The 15,963-nt window shown below is 38.2% G+C and carries 19 protein-coding genes and 2 pseudogenes; 13 read left to right on the top strand and 8 right to left on the bottom strand.

Going from position 1 to position 15,963, the window contains the following annotated elements; all coding sequences use genetic code 11:
* Window positions 1-31 precede the first annotated feature (31 nt).
* The 5 genes and pseudogenes from ONT18_RS05130 to ONT18_RS05110 all read left to right on the top strand — a co-directional run.
* A pseudogene (locus ONT18_RS05130) lies at window positions 32-205 on the top strand (recombinase family protein); the annotation flags it as partial.
* Window positions 206-234: 29 nt separating this feature from the next.
* Entirely contained in the window at window positions 235-927 is a 693-nt protein-coding gene (locus tag ONT18_RS05125; protein WP_264904419.1) for an XAC2610-related protein, read from the top strand.
* 766 nt (window positions 928-1,693) lie between these two features.
* The gene (locus ONT18_RS05120) at window positions 1,694-2,176 is read left to right on the top strand and encodes an energy transducer TonB (protein WP_194252904.1); all 483 of its coding nucleotides are present in this window, start codon (window positions 1,694-1,696) and stop codon (window positions 2,174-2,176) included.
* Between the two features lie 81 nt (window positions 2,177-2,257).
* The gene (locus ONT18_RS05115) at window positions 2,258-2,626 is read left to right on the top strand and encodes a hypothetical protein (protein ID WP_264904418.1); all 369 of its coding nucleotides are present in this window, start codon (window positions 2,258-2,260) and stop codon (window positions 2,624-2,626) included.
* Window positions 2,627-2,696: 70 nt separating this feature from the next.
* Window positions 2,697-3,077 (top strand): hypothetical protein, encoded by a 381-nt coding sequence (locus ONT18_RS05110; protein ID WP_117664305.1) that lies wholly within the window; start codon window positions 2,697-2,699, stop codon window positions 3,075-3,077.
* An 87-nt stretch (window positions 3,078-3,164) separates the two neighbouring features.
* Here the strand turns inward: ONT18_RS05110 and ONT18_RS05105 are convergent, their stop codons facing one another.
* Both ONT18_RS05105 and ONT18_RS05100 read right to left on the bottom strand, forming a co-directional pair.
* Entirely contained in the window at window positions 3,165-3,323 is a 159-nt protein-coding gene (locus ONT18_RS05105; protein WP_233906044.1) for a hypothetical protein, read from the bottom strand.
* Between the two features lie 190 nt (window positions 3,324-3,513).
* Window positions 3,514-3,663 carry a hypothetical protein gene (locus ONT18_RS05100; RefSeq protein WP_264904417.1) on the bottom strand — a complete coding sequence of 50 codons (150 nt, stop codon included), beginning with the start codon at window positions 3,661-3,663 and terminating at the stop codon, window positions 3,514-3,516.
* Window positions 3,664-3,875: 212 nt separating this feature from the next.
* Between ONT18_RS05100 and ONT18_RS05095 the strand changes: the two genes are divergently transcribed.
* Window positions 3,876-4,340: a hypothetical protein gene (locus tag ONT18_RS05095; RefSeq protein WP_264904416.1), complete on the top strand. Its 465-nt coding sequence runs from the start codon at window positions 3,876-3,878 to the stop codon at window positions 4,338-4,340.
* A 615-nt stretch (window positions 4,341-4,955) separates the two neighbouring features.
* Here ONT18_RS05095 and ONT18_RS05090 read toward each other — a convergent pair.
* A complete protein-coding gene (locus ONT18_RS05090; RefSeq protein ID WP_264904415.1) occupies window positions 4,956-5,087 on the bottom strand; it encodes a hypothetical protein in 132 nt (43 codons plus the stop codon).
* Between the two features lie 26 nt (window positions 5,088-5,113).
* On the opposite strand from ONT18_RS05090, the gene ONT18_RS05085 reads away from it, so the two are divergent.
* The 4 genes from ONT18_RS05085 to ONT18_RS05070 all read left to right on the top strand — a co-directional run bounded on the left by ONT18_RS05085 (window position 5,114) and on the right by ONT18_RS05070 (window position 8,195).
* On the top strand, window positions 5,114-5,326 hold the full coding sequence (locus ONT18_RS05085; protein WP_264904414.1) for a DUF4248 domain-containing protein: 213 nt from the start codon (window positions 5,114-5,116) through the stop codon (window positions 5,324-5,326).
* A 253-nt stretch (window positions 5,327-5,579) separates the two neighbouring features.
* Window positions 5,580-5,975, top strand: coding sequence for a hypothetical protein (locus tag ONT18_RS05080; protein ID WP_264904413.1), 396 nt, complete (start codon window positions 5,580-5,582; stop codon window positions 5,973-5,975).
* A 638-nt stretch (window positions 5,976-6,613) separates the two neighbouring features.
* Window positions 6,614-7,102: an ORF6N domain-containing protein gene (locus tag ONT18_RS05075; protein WP_233400592.1), complete on the top strand. Its 489-nt coding sequence runs from the start codon at window positions 6,614-6,616 to the stop codon at window positions 7,100-7,102.
* A 61-nt stretch (window positions 7,103-7,163) separates the two neighbouring features.
* A complete protein-coding gene (locus ONT18_RS05070) occupies window positions 7,164-8,195 on the top strand; it encodes a hypothetical protein (protein ID WP_142990522.1) in 1,032 nt (343 codons plus the stop codon).
* Between the two features lie 294 nt (window positions 8,196-8,489).
* On the opposite strand, the gene ONT18_RS05065 is transcribed toward ONT18_RS05070, so the two are convergent.
* The 5 genes and pseudogenes from ONT18_RS05065 to ONT18_RS05045 form a co-directional block, all read right to left on the bottom strand.
* On the bottom strand, window positions 8,490-9,560 hold the full coding sequence (locus ONT18_RS05065) for a DUF6371 domain-containing protein (RefSeq protein WP_264904412.1): 1,071 nt from the start codon (window positions 9,558-9,560) through the stop codon (window positions 8,490-8,492).
* 85 nt (window positions 9,561-9,645) lie between these two features.
* On the bottom strand, window positions 9,646-11,040 hold the full coding sequence (locus ONT18_RS05060; RefSeq protein ID WP_118120312.1) for a YfjI family protein: 1,395 nt from the start codon (window positions 11,038-11,040) through the stop codon (window positions 9,646-9,648).
* Between the two features lie 11 nt (window positions 11,041-11,051).
* Window positions 11,052-11,420 (bottom strand): helix-turn-helix domain-containing protein, encoded by a 369-nt coding sequence (locus ONT18_RS05055; protein WP_153139956.1) that lies wholly within the window; start codon window positions 11,418-11,420, stop codon window positions 11,052-11,054.
* Window positions 11,421-11,518: 98 nt separating this feature from the next.
* Complete coding sequence (locus tag ONT18_RS05050; RefSeq protein ID WP_264904254.1) at window positions 11,519-12,313, bottom strand: hypothetical protein; 795 nt, start codon at window positions 12,311-12,313, stop codon at window positions 11,519-11,521.
* Window positions 12,314-12,476: 163 nt separating this feature from the next.
* A pseudogene (locus tag ONT18_RS05045) lies at window positions 12,477-12,641 on the bottom strand (tyrosine-type recombinase/integrase); the annotation flags it as partial.
* Between the two features lie 290 nt (window positions 12,642-12,931).
* Between ONT18_RS05045 and ONT18_RS05040 the strand changes: the two are divergent.
* Genes ONT18_RS05040 through ONT18_RS05030 form a run of 3 tightly spaced genes read left to right on the top strand, consistent with a single transcriptional unit; the run spans window position 12,932 to window position 15,775 of the window.
* A complete protein-coding gene (locus ONT18_RS05040) occupies window positions 12,932-14,161 on the top strand; it encodes a site-specific integrase (protein WP_218413639.1) in 1,230 nt (409 codons plus the stop codon).
* 31 nt (window positions 14,162-14,192) lie between these two features.
* Window positions 14,193-15,416: a site-specific integrase gene (locus ONT18_RS05035; protein WP_153133674.1), complete on the top strand. Its 1,224-nt coding sequence runs from the start codon at window positions 14,193-14,195 to the stop codon at window positions 15,414-15,416.
* Complete coding sequence (locus ONT18_RS05030) at window positions 15,413-15,775, top strand: hypothetical protein (RefSeq protein ID WP_264904411.1); 363 nt, start codon at window positions 15,413-15,415, stop codon at window positions 15,773-15,775. The genes ONT18_RS05035 and ONT18_RS05030 overlap by 4 nt, the downstream gene beginning before the upstream one ends.
* The last annotated feature ends 188 nt before the right edge of the window (window positions 15,776-15,963 follow it).

Raw genomic sequence — 15,963 nt, 5'->3', positions numbered from 1 at the left:
TAGAAGTAAGTTACATTTATATCTGAATAAATTGCAACATTGTGGCATTAACCTCTACATTCAAAATGAACAGCTTATATTATTGGACGAAGAGGGACATCCGTCCCTCTTTGCCCCGATAATGATAGCCACACTTTCGACCTGTGCGCAATTGGAACGTGATAATATCTCATTCCGATTACAGTCAGGAAGGAAGCGGTTTATATCTTTGTCGCAATAAAAATAAAAAGAAGTATGAAAAAGATAGTTTTTATTCTACTCATTTTTTGTAGTTTTTTTGTAGTATGGGGATGCAATAAGAATAAAACGAAATGTGTTCCACAGAAAGAAGCAACTTCTGATTCTTCTATGAGAAGTAATGACGACACTCTAAGCCTTATGATTGAGCATGAGGTTGACGATGTTGATTATGGAGTGATTATAAAACGTGGCGACAAGACCATTCATCGCTTCGGATACAAATATCCTGAAGATGATGATCTTGTACCAAATGAAGAACGTATTGATAGTTGTCTGTTGACTGACTTGAATTTTGACGGTATAAAAGAAGATGTGCTGTTTTATTTGGGTAGCTTTGGTGCTTCTGGCACTAAACATTTTGATGCATGTGTTTGGAATCCTAATACTGAACATTATGACAAAATTGAAGAATTCAAAGATATTCCAAACCCCAAAATCAGCGACAAATACAAGTGTATTCTTTCAAGAGTGTATGTTTCTTCCGCAGAGAACGAATATGCAAAATATGTATGCACCAATGGACATCTCATTAAGGTTGCCGAATTGAGACAATATTGGAAAGGGAACATTTATCCAGAGCGAGACAGGGCTGTTTATGAAGAGCATTTTATTAAAGCTAATGTTTGGAAGAGAAACTTGAAACTAAATCAAATTAGCGATTTCTGGAAACCGGTCGTACCGTTTTGATTATATCCAATTGGAGTTGGTGGGGGCATATAAAAATAAAAGGAATTATGGGCAAATATCGCTTTCCATAATTCCTTTCTAATATTTTTCTTTTTAATGAGTTGTAGATATTACCTTTTTCTCATTAATAATATATATGCGTCCGTTCTCTATGCTTGTTACCTTTTTTCCAGACAAATCATATATCTGGTCTTCCTTTTGTGGGCTTATTGTAATGTTATCGACTCCTGTTGTCGGGAAATCATCTGTTTAAGGGGTAAATACCGTACAACGAGTGAAGCGATTAATAAAAGTACAATCATAGCAATAAAACTATTGATTTTACGTTCTTTTCAAAGAAAGGGGTTGTGCAATAGTAGCTTAAAGGCTAAAAGCACTACCTTTGAATGCTGTTAAATATGGTAATGTTCAAAGTCACAATTTGTGATTTTGGAAAAATGAATATAAATATGACAGATAAAATCGAAAAAAAAGAGAGCAGCGAACTGTGTATATCACATAGGTGCATCCATTAAGGACTTAGGCAAAAAGTGGTTTGGTTTCTCCAAGATGGCAACAAAATAGTTCAAAGAGCGAATCGCCCCACTTTGGGGCTATATTTGGGCTACAGGAGGCATTTTCACGTTGCATAAACAACTCGTTCGCCAACTGGTTGTCAGAGTTAGTTAACGCCGAGGATTGCATAAAGGCTTTCCAAGGCATATGTTTAATTCAAATTTAATCCACTTTTAAAGTGGAGTCATAGATAAAATCATATAGAATAAAGATGAAGGAATTAGTAGGTATTATATTATTGACAGTTTTGGTAGTATTTGGTTCATGCAACTCCAATACTAATGTGTCTCTTGTGGGAACATCTCCGCAACTATTTGGTGTACGCCAAGTAAGCTCAGGTAATCCTGGCTATAGAAATAGAGAGTTGTTCATAAACGAATTGGAAAAAAAGTGTAAATATCCTATTGAGTTTCAAAAAAATAATTTGGAGGCATACGTTGCTGTTGAATACACGACAGACCAACGAGGATATATTGTTAAAAAAAAAGTGGTTGCTTGCGACAATAAAAAATTCAAAAAGATAACATTGGATATATTCGACGAAGTTAAAACTCTTAAAATAGCCACAACAGAGAAAATAGATACAATCTACTTCCAATACAAGATACAAGGTTCACCAACTTTAATCCATTCAAAAGTAGATGTCAAGATTATCGGCTATGGCAGCAATAATAAATCAATTTTAATGAAGTAACTCGATTTATCATAATTCACTACTGTCCAATAAAAAAGGCAATTCAAATTATAGAATATTATAAAAACAATAATAGTCGAAATGAACAGAAGAAGAAATAGATCCCAAAATAGGAAAAAAGGTATTTGCAGTAAAATTACTGTTGCAAATGTCTATTTTACAATTTGTGTATGTGTTTTTATTTATGCGCTTGCATCTCCTATTTTGTCTGTTGTTTTAGAACATTGCGGTGAACAAACTGAAGCGATAATAACATCAAACACATCATCATGGGTTCATAGATGGACTGAAAGTTGTTATATGTATGAATTTAGTTTAAATGGAAAATTTTATACAGGAAATTCTTTAATCAAAGAGGGGGAGAGTGATAAAATAGGAACAAAAATTAAAATTTACTATTTTAAAAATTTCCCATCTTTTAACAGACCATTAAGTTATTATGATGATTAAGTTGTAAAAGCTAAAATAAAAAAGGGTGCGTCACAGACTTATGACACACCCTCATAATAATATTTTAATTATGTCAATACAATTCCCTATACTTAATATTTCCTTAAGTAATTTAAGTTCACAGGATTTGGAAGAAACCCATATTGGAGACTTATGGGATTATCCTGGCGATAATAGTATCTTTGAAGAATACTACAATAATCAAAAATATGTTGACCAAAGTGGGCATATATTTAAAATAATAGGAAAAAGAAAATCAAATTTTATAAATTCAATAATCCATTTTAATAAAAAAGAACTGATATTTGAGGATTGTGGTGAGACTATTAGCTTCTCTGTATTGAAGGATTTTTTAATCAATAGATACAATTCATTAGATGATAATTTAGCTAAGTCAGTTCTGATTAGATTAACAAAACAATCAAAAAATATCAAGGATTTAATTGGGTAAACGTAAAAACATAGCCCATTTTTGAGGTAGTGTAATATAAACTGGGTTAGGCTATAACATTATAGTTTAACACAGTTTATTTGCATTTTATCTTTCCTTCCTCAGAATGTAATTCTTTCTTTCCTCTATTTGGGGTTCATTGCCAAACGAATCTATCAGAATAATATGGTTGGCATCCTTCACCTTGTAGAAGGTATGCTCACCACTTGAAGGATGCACAAGCATCAGGATGTTGTAGTCAAGCACTTGGAAAGTTCCTCTTAACCTTTCCTGTTTGTTCTACTTTTCATTGTATGACTGTATCAACAAATAGGTACCATCAGCATTTACCGTGAGTGTTGTTTCAACATCAGACGGTAATACACCGTAATATGTTCCAGTAATAGAATCCAAGCTGGCTCTATTTCCCAAAACTGCCGTATATTCTTCAAGCTTATCAGCACACCTGCCTCCAGCGTAATGAGGCTGGCGAACGAGTGTCGTCACGAATGGTAGGAACAGGTAAGCCCGTTCTCTTTTCCACAAGCACATCGAAAGCCTTTTGGATGGAAAGCAACAACTGCTCGATGTCCTTGTTGGTCTCCACGGCTTCCTTGCTCTTGTTCTCCTTTGGCTGCTTTAGAGCTTTATGTTAATAAAACTACAATCATAGCAATAAAACTATTAATTTTACGTTCTTTTCAAAAAAAAAGGGTTGTGCAATAGTGGCTTAAAGGCTCAAAGCACTACCTTTGAATGCAATAATAAGTAACAACACGTTTAAGGTCACAATTTGTGATTTTGAAAATGAATATAAATATGACAGATAATAAAGAATCCAAAATGAAGAGGTTTGTAATTATATTTATATCTTTAATAGTTGGATATGCACTGTATTGGTGCATATCTGATTATTATTATAAAAAGGGTAGGGAGAGATGTATTGTAGGGAAATATAAATTAGATATACATCGCACGAATTTGGGGATATACAAAAAGAAAGTTGAAAAGTATAAAGGCTTAATATTAACATTTAATGCCGATAAAACTTTTTCACTGAATATTTCTGTACCTTTTATGGCTGATACTGTAGGAACATGGAAGGTTGGAGGAATGAATGAATGGAATGAAATTGTCTATCATAATGACATTATAGATCAATTTGGGAAATTTGACGATGGGGATACGATTATATATATAAATTCTGCCACTCCACAATATTCTCAAATAAACAAATCTGATGTATATAAGATATATTTTGTAAAAATGAACTATATTCACTAATACAACTTCATGGATAGAAAACTATCCATGAAGTTGATTCGCATAAAATACATAGAAAATCGAAATATAATCCAAATAAATAATGAAAAAAATATATATTAGGGTGATTTTTATCATCATAACGATTATTATCGTCTGTAGTTGCTCAACAACGCACCAAAGTAATGCTTTCTTTAGCATATATGAAAGTATAGATAATGGCGTGTCTAGTCCAATGTTTATTACACAAAAAAAATCGGTAAAACATTTGAGATTTATTCACCAGTAATGCATATAATCACCATTGGTATATGGGAAACAAAAGGTGATACTCTTATGTTTACTCCTTCTTTAGATTGTACTGTTGAAAAAGGAAAGCTGAACATAGAGAATTTAAATGATTCTATAAAAACAGTGACATCAATACTCCACGGTTTCTAATAAAAGGAGATATATTACTCGATATTACTGATTATCGCCAAATATATCCAGAATTTATGGGAAATGAAAAACCTATTTCATCTCAATATAAATTGATAAAATAGAATAGCTGTATTCAAATTGTCACAGCCTATAAATAAAAAATCCGTGGACAAGAATCTGCTTATCCACGAATTTTTATACGTAGTGTGTATCTTACGATTTCTTCTTCAACACATAGAACTTTGCAGTCTCACCCTCTGGCTCGTTGCCAACCGAGTCTGTCATGACAATGCTGTTGGCATCCTTCACCTTATAAAAAGTATGCTCACCGCTTGAAGGACGCACAAGCATCAGGACATTGTTGTCAAGCTATGATAGAAGACAGAAGTTACGGGAAGGCAGAGCTCGCCATGCTCTACTTTCCCACCGCTACCCCCAGGGTAGCGCTCAACCGGCTGGTGAGATGGATCAACCGGTGCCCCGAGCTCAAGCAGAGCCTCTGTTCGGGCTACGTCGGCAAGTTTTCCCACTTCTACACCCGGCAACAAGTAGCAGAAATCATCGAATTTCTGGATGAACCATAAAAAAATCACCCTGGAAGGGAATGCATACAACACACTATGCATATCCCTTTCAGGGTGAGTTTAATATTATAACTCGCTCTAAATTGGACTTTTTTACATGAAATCTCAAACTTGTGAACATAACCCCATCATAAAATGAATATATAACTTTCCGACACAAGCATATAGTGTTTTTATTTGTAAAATGATGTAATCCTAAGCAATAAACTTTATCAATCTTCGTTCTTTAGTTATAACATAAAAGCAAAATAATATGGGAAAATATAAATTATTTCTTTTGTTAATGATTTTTCTATGTATCTCTTGTGGAAATAATATAATTTCTATTAGAGTTGAAAGTGCATTAATTTCATCCTCTGATAATCAGCCCTTAAGAAGTTTAACATTAGAAAATGATTCTTTGTTATTTACATATCAGATTTCATTAAAAGATGGATATGTAGGTCTATCATCAATAAATCTAAATAGAATTAATGACGCTTATGTTATTACTTATGGAAACAGTATTATTGAAAATGAGAAGTTTCATCTACAACCCGATGCGACATATATTATATGTAATTATTCTATACCAGACGCAAAAAGCCATGCCCTTGAGTTTAAGACCAATCCAAGAGGAACCGTAAAATCCGTTAAAGAGGTAAAATAAATGATATTTACAAAAATAGCATCCTTCTCCTTGTAAAATATTGTCTTTACTCAAAGGGATACACAAGCATCAATATGTTGCCGTCAAGTACTTGGAAAGAACCTTTTAACCTTTCCTGCTCGTTCTGCTTTTCTTTGAATGTCTGTATCAATAAGTACCATCAGCATTTAACGTGAGTGTTGTTTCAACATCAGGTGGTAACATACCGCAATATGTCCCAGCTATGGAATTCAAGCTGGCTCTATTTCCCAAAACTGCCGTATATTCTTCAAGCTTATCAGCACACCTGCCTCCAGCGTAATGAGGCTGGCGAACGAGTGTCGTCCCGAATGGTAGGAATAGGTAAGTCTGTTCTCTTTTCCACAAGCGCATCGAAAGCCTTTTGGATGGAAAGCAACAACTGCTCGATGTCCTTGTTGGTCTCCACTGCTTCCTTGCTCTTGTTCTCCTTTGGCTGCTTTAGAGCTTTATGTGAATAAAACTACAATCACCGCAATAATACTATTGATTTTACGTTCTTTTCAAAGAAAGGGTTTGTGCAATAGTAGCTTAAAGGCTAAAAGCACTACCTTTGAATGCTGTTAAATATGGTAATGTTCAAAGTCACAATTTGTGATATTGGAAAAATGAATATAAATATGACAGATAAAATAGAAAAAAAGGAGAGCAGCGAACTGACCACAAAAAGTGACCAGTTGGTTGGTGTTGACAATATAGAGCCTCTAATAAAAATCATTAGAGGACAACAAGTTATGCTTGACCGTGACCTTGCCACACTTTATGGCGTTGAAACAAAGCGTCTTAATGAGCAAGTAAAACGTAATATTAAACGATTTCCTGAAGATTTCATGTTTCAATTGACCAAGGACGAATGTTTAAGGTCGCAAATTGCGACCTTAAACGAAGGACGCGGACAACATTTGAAATACATGCCTTACGTATTTACTGAAAACGGAGTCGCTATGCTTAGTAGTGTTTTACGTTCTGACACTGCGATTGAGGTGAATATTCGAATAATGCGAGCTTTCACTTCAATGCGTCACTTTCTACAGAACAATGCCGAAGTGTTTCAGCGTCTCTTCCTCTTGGAATACCATCAATTGGAAATGCAACATATCTATTTTTGACTTTATGTGCCTTTTAATGGCACGAAATTTATTTGTGTATAATCATTATTTGGTGGAAAATATGGTAAAAAAGATAATTTTATTATTGGTGGTCATTTTGCACCTTTGTGGTTGCAATCAAAAAGTCCAATGCACAGAAACCTCTGAGAATGACAGCATAGCGGAATTTTTCAGGAAGTTTTATGTTGGCTGTAATGACTATTATGCTCAAAGAGTTAATGTCGATGATTCTAAAGGCAAAGCCTACTGTCAAGCTTTGCAAGACGATTTTGTATCATTCCTCAAAAACTTCTGCTGTGATGATATTGTTGCTGACGTTAATAGGATGAATTTTGATATATATGGGTGCGATATAGATACCCTTAATGATAGTGTATTTGGTTCTTTGTATGTGGAAAAGATGAAATATGACAAGAATGTTTATATAGTGCATCTGCAAACAGATTCCCTACATATTCAAAGACCATATACACTTACCAAACAGGGTGGAAAAATGAAAATCTCTGCCATTGGCAAACGCAAACTTCCCATGGTATTTTGTAATGACACATTATGGATAAAGGATTGTCCTCAATGTATTGATGAATTTAATAAATGGCATGGAGTTGCTATCTCAACCAATTATGATGTAGTTGATAGCTTAAAGCTCGCTAAAGATTTTAGGGTGGCAATTTTGTCTCCTAATTTTGATAGTTGGAAAGATGCTCCTATACCTCCGATTTGCTCTGATCGTCTCTTGCTTGTTGAGTATAAAAATAAACAGGAGGTTTATGATAATGTGATAGGCAATGGAGAGCCTACTGGAGGGTGGTTACCATATGAAATGCTGGTTAAACCATGGAAAGACAAAACTACGGATTTTGTAGAACGCAGTGACTTCATTCTTTCATATGGTGATGGTAATGGGTACAAGATTTATTATACAATAGGTATCAAAATGATAGAAGGTAAGGCTTATGTGACGGGCATAAAGTGGGAAGAACATGACTCTGGACTTTTATTTCGCAAACAAATCGTACAAGAGTATGATGGCAAGCAAATGCCTTTATCTTCATATAGTAGGTGTATGCCTTGGGAGTTGTCGCAAGAATAGGAATCATTAATCGATGACATATATAGTAGAAAGAAAAAATTGGCTTTTTCTACTCATTCCATGTAAAACGTTTTATCATATGACATGCATATATATACGACAGTAAATCAATGAATCTATACGACAGTAAGTCATCATATATGCAATTCTCTGCTTACCGATAGGTTGATTCAGATACTCGACTTTGGAGAGGTATCTACCGATAGGCAAGTGCTTTCGAGAGTAACTCGAAAGGTTTTGAGTAACTCAAAACATAACTTGCTATCGTCAGATACCTCGATTTTTCAAATCATCTCAGAGTCTGAAACCACGTTGACTTTTAGGAGTGCGGAAACGTGGTTGAGGCTCGTCAACAATTTCGAGTTTGAAGACATCTATCAACTTCCGAATGGCAGGATTCTGTTTGATGAGGGCTTGAAGTTTTGCTTCTGCAGGCTTGATTTTGAGCAAATAATCAGCAATGTCCAAGCCTTTAGCTTTATCTTCTTCACAGGCTTGATGCTCTAAAAAGTCGAAAAGCGTTGCACGGATGCCGAGAGCTTGCATCATTGGCAGCTTATCTTGCCAAACTGTTGTCGCTCCCAAATCAGGGAATAAGACCACATCTCTGTTTTTCAGAACAGATAACGACTTCGTGTTAAAGCAACCATTCTTACCACCACTTGCTATCCATAAGAATTGAGGAAGATAGTAGGAGGCTATCAAGGCTGTCTTCTCACTTTCAACCAATGCTATAGGCTTGGTCTTGGCTACATTGATAAGATGCTCACCAAAGAAGCATTGACAGAGATTGAAATCCTTGTGGGGGATAAGCGAGTGTACCCATGAAACATGGCTGTATGGTTCTTTTACTCGCTTACCTGTCTCAGGATTATAGAGCATTACCTTACCTGTTCTCACCTTGCCTTGATTGTCAACTTGCCAAAATACCGTGGCACCAGTCCAGTGTTTGGAAGTTCCGACATGATATTTCTCCATCAAAGAAAGAGTAGCTGTTTCACCGAATTGAGAAGATAGAAACAAGAAAAGGTTGTTTGCCTCATAACATTTCTGAGAACTTCGCATGATGTTCTCGTCTATATAAGAAGTGGGTAATGGCTTCGGCATTTCTCTCTTCTTATATGAAATAGTATCATCCTTTGTGAATGTCTCATTCTTCTCAGGATTCTTCTCAAAAAAATCCTTGGGAGTGAAGTGATAACCACAACTTTGCTCATGGTTGCAGCGCCCCACGTAAGGAGGAAACTCAATCTTCCCTTCAGTGTCAATATATCGGGCGAAGCTACGTTTCTTATGACATTCTGGACATGTATGTCGGGTAGCGATGCCTTTGTATGGCTCTAATATGAATCTATGTGTACTCATTTCATTTCTTTTTTATGTGGCGGTTCTGTCGGTTTTGTCGCTTTTGGTATTAAAACCGCCAAAAGCGACAAAACCGACAATACCGTCACGAGTTAATCTTTGAATATTCCCCATGCTTCTCTTTGCGAAATAGGACTCCGATGTTATCATTCAGAAATCTTTCCAATGTCCTTGACTTCATGTCGTTCTCTTTGGCGACATCATGAGCCTGGGCCGTGGTGAATGTTGCAGGAAGATGGTTGACGATTGCTTGTTGTTGAGCGGTGAGCATATTCTCGTTGAGGATATTTTGTACTGATATGGCAGAGTTCTTGAAATAATCTGTCAATCGGATGGCTCGCTCTACACTCAGCAGGTCGATGGCTTCCTTATCACATTCTCCACACGTCCATCGTGCCAATTGAATAATCAGACAGAAACGGATGATGTATATCTCCAACTTGCAATAGATGCTGACAATGGTATCATTTGTTTCATTGTCACATTGCTCGGAGAAGTGATGCTGCCATTCATAGAGCCTTGCCTTAGCTTCTTCAGTGAATGATAAGACATGAGGCTCGATTTCCTGTTGCTCATTTATTGGGCACTCCATATCAATAAGGTGTTGAATGATGGCTTGCCAATCTCGCTCTATATTATCGGGCAACTCTCGGTCACTCCATCTCGCTTTCTGCTGAAGGTTAGGCATGACGAACAAAATGCGATCGATGAAGCCGTTGCTGGAGCGTTCGCCTTTCGCCAACTCACTAAGTATTTTCTTTTGGATGGTTCCGATTACTGAGATATAGGGGCGTTTAATGAAAATGGAACTCTTGGAACTTCTTCTGTCTGATATGGTTGTCTTGGCGCTAAAGACTGATAGCCAGAACTGTTCCTCTGAACCATTGTTATAGCGGTTGAAGTTCTTGAACCATGCAGATAGCTCGTCTGTCCATAGGCACAAACCCCTCTTGTTCTGCGCATGAATATAGCTCAAGCCTTCTGGTGTGACATCAGAGACCAAGAAACGTTTGCGTACAGGTTCTTGCGGAAATCCATCCTCTCCATTTTCAATGCGTTCCTTGCGAGACATGCACATTTTTTCCTCAAACTTACTGTATTGCTCCTCGAACAACTTGTTTTGCTCATAGTCGTAATCGAGGAATGGCTTCATAGCGAAGCTAAGTGGGTGGCTCTTGTTGGCTCCTGGTCTTCCGATAAGAGCCATGTATAAGATAGGACTTTCAAGCCAACCTTGTTTCATCTGTGCCAAGTGCGTGTTGCCGATACCAACAGCCAATGCAGTGAGTATGGCTGCTGATATATAGTCGGTAGGAAAACTGTGGCATTCGTGTACCTCCTTGATGATTCTCTGAATCTTGGCAGGAAAGATGCTTACGGGAAACTGGCTTCCTGATAGGCGAGTACTCATATCAATAGCCTTATCCATGATAATCATTGGATTGATGGAAGTTTCCTTATTGTTATTTAAAGCTGTCATTTGGCATAGAGTTAAAAATTATACATTGACTTGGGTTTGCGCTTCATTCCTCCTTGCATGGCTTTTAGCATTTCAGAATGGTTCTGCTCCTTGGTAGCTTTTCGACCATTCTCAATCCATGCAAGCAGCTCATCCTTATAGAAATATAGCTTCTTACCTTTTTTATAGGATGGCAGAATGCCTTGGTTAACCAATCGATAAATGGTTGGCTTCGACTTCATAATAATAATAGCAGCCTCATCAATCTCAACCAATATATGGTTATTTGCTGATGATATAGGTTGAAGTGCTGATACCATTTGCTTCAACTCGATAACTTGTTCTGTTAAATAAGATACCGCTTGTGGTAACTTATCAAAGGTGATACTTTCATTTATCATATCTGTTCATTTTTATTATTCGGGTACAAAGTAAATGAGTTATGTAATGGAGATAAATATCACTGAGATATAACCTCTGAAAAACCGCTCAATGCTTATCAGTAACAATAATGTGTCTTGATTCCGCCTTGAACATCTAAGCTTGGTAGTAATTCTATGATGCAGGTACCTTCCATTCTTAACTTCCTTATAATAGTGGATATTTCCACATCAACCAGCGCATCAGCAAAAACTTGTTTTATAAAGGTTGCTGTATCAATGCCTTTCTTCTTGAAAAGGTTTCCTATATTCCAAGCATAATGCATTAAGTCTATAGTACGAATAGCCTTATCAACAATCAATGAATGATGTCTCATGTGTGTAGAGGCACAACATTGGAAAATAGCGATGTTGTCACAAAGTTGGTTCAAATGCTCCTCTTTCATGTAGGCAGCAAAAGTTCTTCTGGTATAATCGATAGCTGAGTTTAACAAGACCTTTTCCTTTTTGGCTTTGTCTTCCAATGCTTCCTGTCTCAACTGTTCATAGCTTGTAATACAAGAAGAGGCTTCGTCTGCATAGACGAAAGTTACATCTTCCAGATTTAGCTTTTCTCCCTCATCATATGTATTTGTTTCATTGATGACAATAGAAGACAGACGCTTTCTTTCTGTATTGTTTACTGTATTACAAAAGATATGCTTAAACCATGGGGCAAGCAATCGTACGATACTATCTAATGCATGGAGATAAACAACCATCAGTACGGTGGTTGAGATAACGAACGTCAAGTTGCAGCTAAAGGTGTCTACACCATATTGCATAGCTTCGTTGCGAACAAGTGCACCAATGATAGACATTGCACACAAAACCAATAAATGCTGTGTCAAAAATTCTTTTTTAAACTGTTTCATATTGCGTATTATTAATCATTTGTGGTGCAAAAATAGGAAAAACTGCAGAAACAGACACGTGAGTCACGCGTGACTCACGTAAAACTTTTAGGAGCCTTTAACTAAAAAGCCCGATATTGAACATTTTTTCAATATCGGGCACCATGAAATGAATGCAATGGATTTATTTAAGAGAAATCTTATTTGCTGTCTCTCTTTTCTTTGCGTTCACGAGGTCGGCATATATCTGTGTTGTGCTTACATTCTTATGGGTAAGCATCTTTGAAACCGTGTAAATGTCTGTGCCTAAGGCGATTTGGATTGTTGCATACGAGTGCCGGGAGACATGCACAAATTAAGCAAAAGCAACGGAAAGTGAAGATGAGAGAAATGAACTGCAAGTGGTTGAGAATGAGCAATATTTCATAATTCTGCCAATTGGCTGCAAAGCAAAGCCGAGCAGGATATTGAGTTATTTCAGTTACCAAACCGTTAGCGGTCAGTTACCGAAACCAACACTGCTAACGAGGTAAAAAACAAATAGTTTGTCACCAGTGTTTGTTGCACTGTTCTGCACAACTTTCAATGACGGAGAATGCTTACTGATTGATTATTTTTGCAAACTAAAAAAGTAAGCAGATGAAAGTTGAAAAATTCAAGGTGCTGCTCTACCTCAAAAAGAGCGGATTGGACAAGAACGGTAAGGCTCCCATCATGGGACGCATCACCCTCAACCGAACAATGGCGCAGTTCGGTTGCAAGTTGTCATGTACGCCAAAGTTATGGAATCCACGTGAGAGCAGACTTGACGGCAAGAGCAAGGAGGCTGTGGAAGTGAACGCCAAGATTGACAAGCTGTTGCTGGCAATAAACTCAGCCTACGAGTCACTTGTGGAGCGCAAGACGGATTTTGACGCAAAGGCGATAAAGGATCTGTTTCAATGCAGTGCAGACACTCAGATGACCTTGTTGAAGCAGCTTGACGCCATCATTGCGGACATTGAGTCAAGAATCGGCATCGACTACAAGAAAGGCACGCTGCCAAACTACCAGTACACTCGCCTGACATTGGTATTGTTCGTCAAGAAGCGTTATGGAACTGACGATGTGGCATTCGGTGAGCTTGACGAGCAGTTTATCCGTGAGTACATGGACTTTTGCTTGGACGAGAGAGGTCTTGCACTTGATACAGTCCGCCACTATCTCGCCATCTTGAAGAAGACCTGCCGAATAGCTTTCAAGGCAGGACACTCCGAGCGTTATCATTTCATGCACTTCAAGCTACCTCAAAAGAAAGAGAATCCACCAAAGGCATTGACACGTGAGGACTTCCTGAAAATTCGTGACCTCGAAATACCAGAGCGAAGAAAATCGTTGGCTTTGACCCGTGACCTTTTTCTTTTCGCCTGCTATACAGGCACGGCTTATGCCGATACTGTTTCTATCACGGAAGAAAACCTCTTTCGTGATGAGGAGGGCAGCCTTTGGCTGAAATACCACAGAAAGAAGAACAAGATGCTTGCACGTGTGAAGTTACTGCCAGAGGCGCTTGCCATGTTGGAGAAATACAAAGACCCGACAAGACCTACTCTTTTACCGCCACAGGAATTTCGAGTGCTGAGAGGTAACATGAAAAGTCTCCGAGTACTATCTGGCATAAGTATGGATTTGGTCTATCATGTTGGACGGCACAGTTTCGCATCGCTCGTTACGCTCGAAGAAGGTGTTCCGATAGAGACTATCAGCAGAATGCTTGGTCACAACAACATTCAGACCACGCAAATCTATGCACGTGTCACCCCGAAAAAGCTATTTGAGGATATGGACAAGTTCATCGAAGCTAACAAGGACTTCAAGTTTGTCCTGTAATATTATCACAAAATAAGAAAGGAACATAACAATGAGAAGTACATACAAGCAGTTTTATTATATCAACCGTGGCAGAGTAAAGGCAGACGGAACCACATCTATATTTTGCCGTATCACGATTGACGGCAAAGTGTCAGCCATAGCAACAGGTCTTTACTGTGCTCCCGAAGAATGGGACACGAAAAAAGGTGAAGCCAAGAATGCAAGAGTGAACGGACAACTGCAAGCGTTCAGACTAAGAATTGACGAAGCCTACGAGCAGGCAACAAAGGAAAAGGGCATCGTTACCGCCGAGATTCTGAAGAATGTTATTGTTGATGCAAATACTATCCCGATGACATTGCTTGCCACTGGCGAGGAGGAGCGTGAACGCCTTAGGCTGCGCTCTATCCGTATTAACTCAACATCTTCTTATCGCCAATCTAAGACATCGCAGCTAAACTTGCGAGAGTTCATCGGGTTACGAGGAATGAATGACATTGCATTTGAAGATTTGACTGAGGAATTTGGCAAATCTTATAAGTTGTTCTTGATTGGCAAAGGGTATAGTGCATCCAATACGAACCATAATCTTTGTTGGCTGCAACGCTTGGTTTATATCGCTGTTGACAGAGGTCTGCTGAAATTCAATCCATTGGAAGATGTCGGATATGAAAAGAAAGGCTCACCAAAGCGTAGACATATATCCAGAAATGACTTGCTGCTCATTATGGAGACTCCTATGGAGGATAAGGCTTTGGAGTTGGCACGAAGAATGTTTGTTTTCTCCAGCCTTACAGGTTTGGCTTATGTCGATTTACGTAACCTGTATCCACACCATATCGGGATGACGGCAGACGGTAGAAAATACATCCGTGAGAAAAGAGCAAAGACCAACAACGAAGCGTTCATTCCCTTGCACCCGATAGCTGAACAAATAATGTCGCTATACAATACAGCGGATGATAGCAAACCTGTTTTCCCTCTTTCTTCACGTGATTCCATGTGGTTTGAATTTCATTCACTCGGTGTGGCTTTGGGTATAAATGAGAACCTTACCGCACACGTTGCAAGACATACATTCGGAGTAAACATGGTTACTTCGGGCATATCAATGGAAAGCATCGCCAAGATGATGGGGCATTCCAACCTGCGAAGCACCCAGGTCTATGCCGTCATCACCGATGACAAGATATCCAAGGACATGGACAAGCTGATGCAGCGCAGAGAAACAAAAGAAACTGACCAGAATAAAAATAAGGAGGACGGGAAATGAACAGAGGGATAATAACTATCAGCGAGAGCGGAACGGTATCCATGCCGACCGATACTGTATGGATGACCATGCAGGAGATTGCCGACATGTATAATGTATTCGGCTGCTATGTGCGCAAGGCTGTTAAGGCTATATTCAAGGACGGCATTCTGAAAGAGCAGGGTGTACGCCGTCATGTCAGGAAGAACGACCGCATCAGCTATGATGTGTATAGTCTTGAACTCGTCATTGCGGTAGCCTTCCGTATTGACAGCATTGAGAGCAGAGCCTTTCGGGAGTTCATTATGCAAGCCATCATCAAAAAGCAGACCAACCGCACTAAACTGGTCTGTATCTTTACAGAGAACGCAATGGCATAGAACAGCCATATAAAGCAACGTTTCTTGGAGGCTTTGCGCCTCCAGCCACTTGGGCGAACCACCGCAGTGTGTTTTAGCATGGTATTAGATTTTATACAGACCATACGGAGAACACCCGGCAAACACGACCAACTCGGTATAGCCAATAAAATGAGGCGACAACCTATAACAACCACGCTCGGTAAGTT

Source organism: Segatella copri (assembly GCF_026015295.1).
GTDB classification, from domain to species: Bacteria; Bacteroidota; Bacteroidia; order Bacteroidales; family Bacteroidaceae; genus Prevotella; species Prevotella copri_C.
Note: the sequence above shows the minus strand (reverse complement) of the source record. Positions and strands in the feature narration are given on the sequence as shown.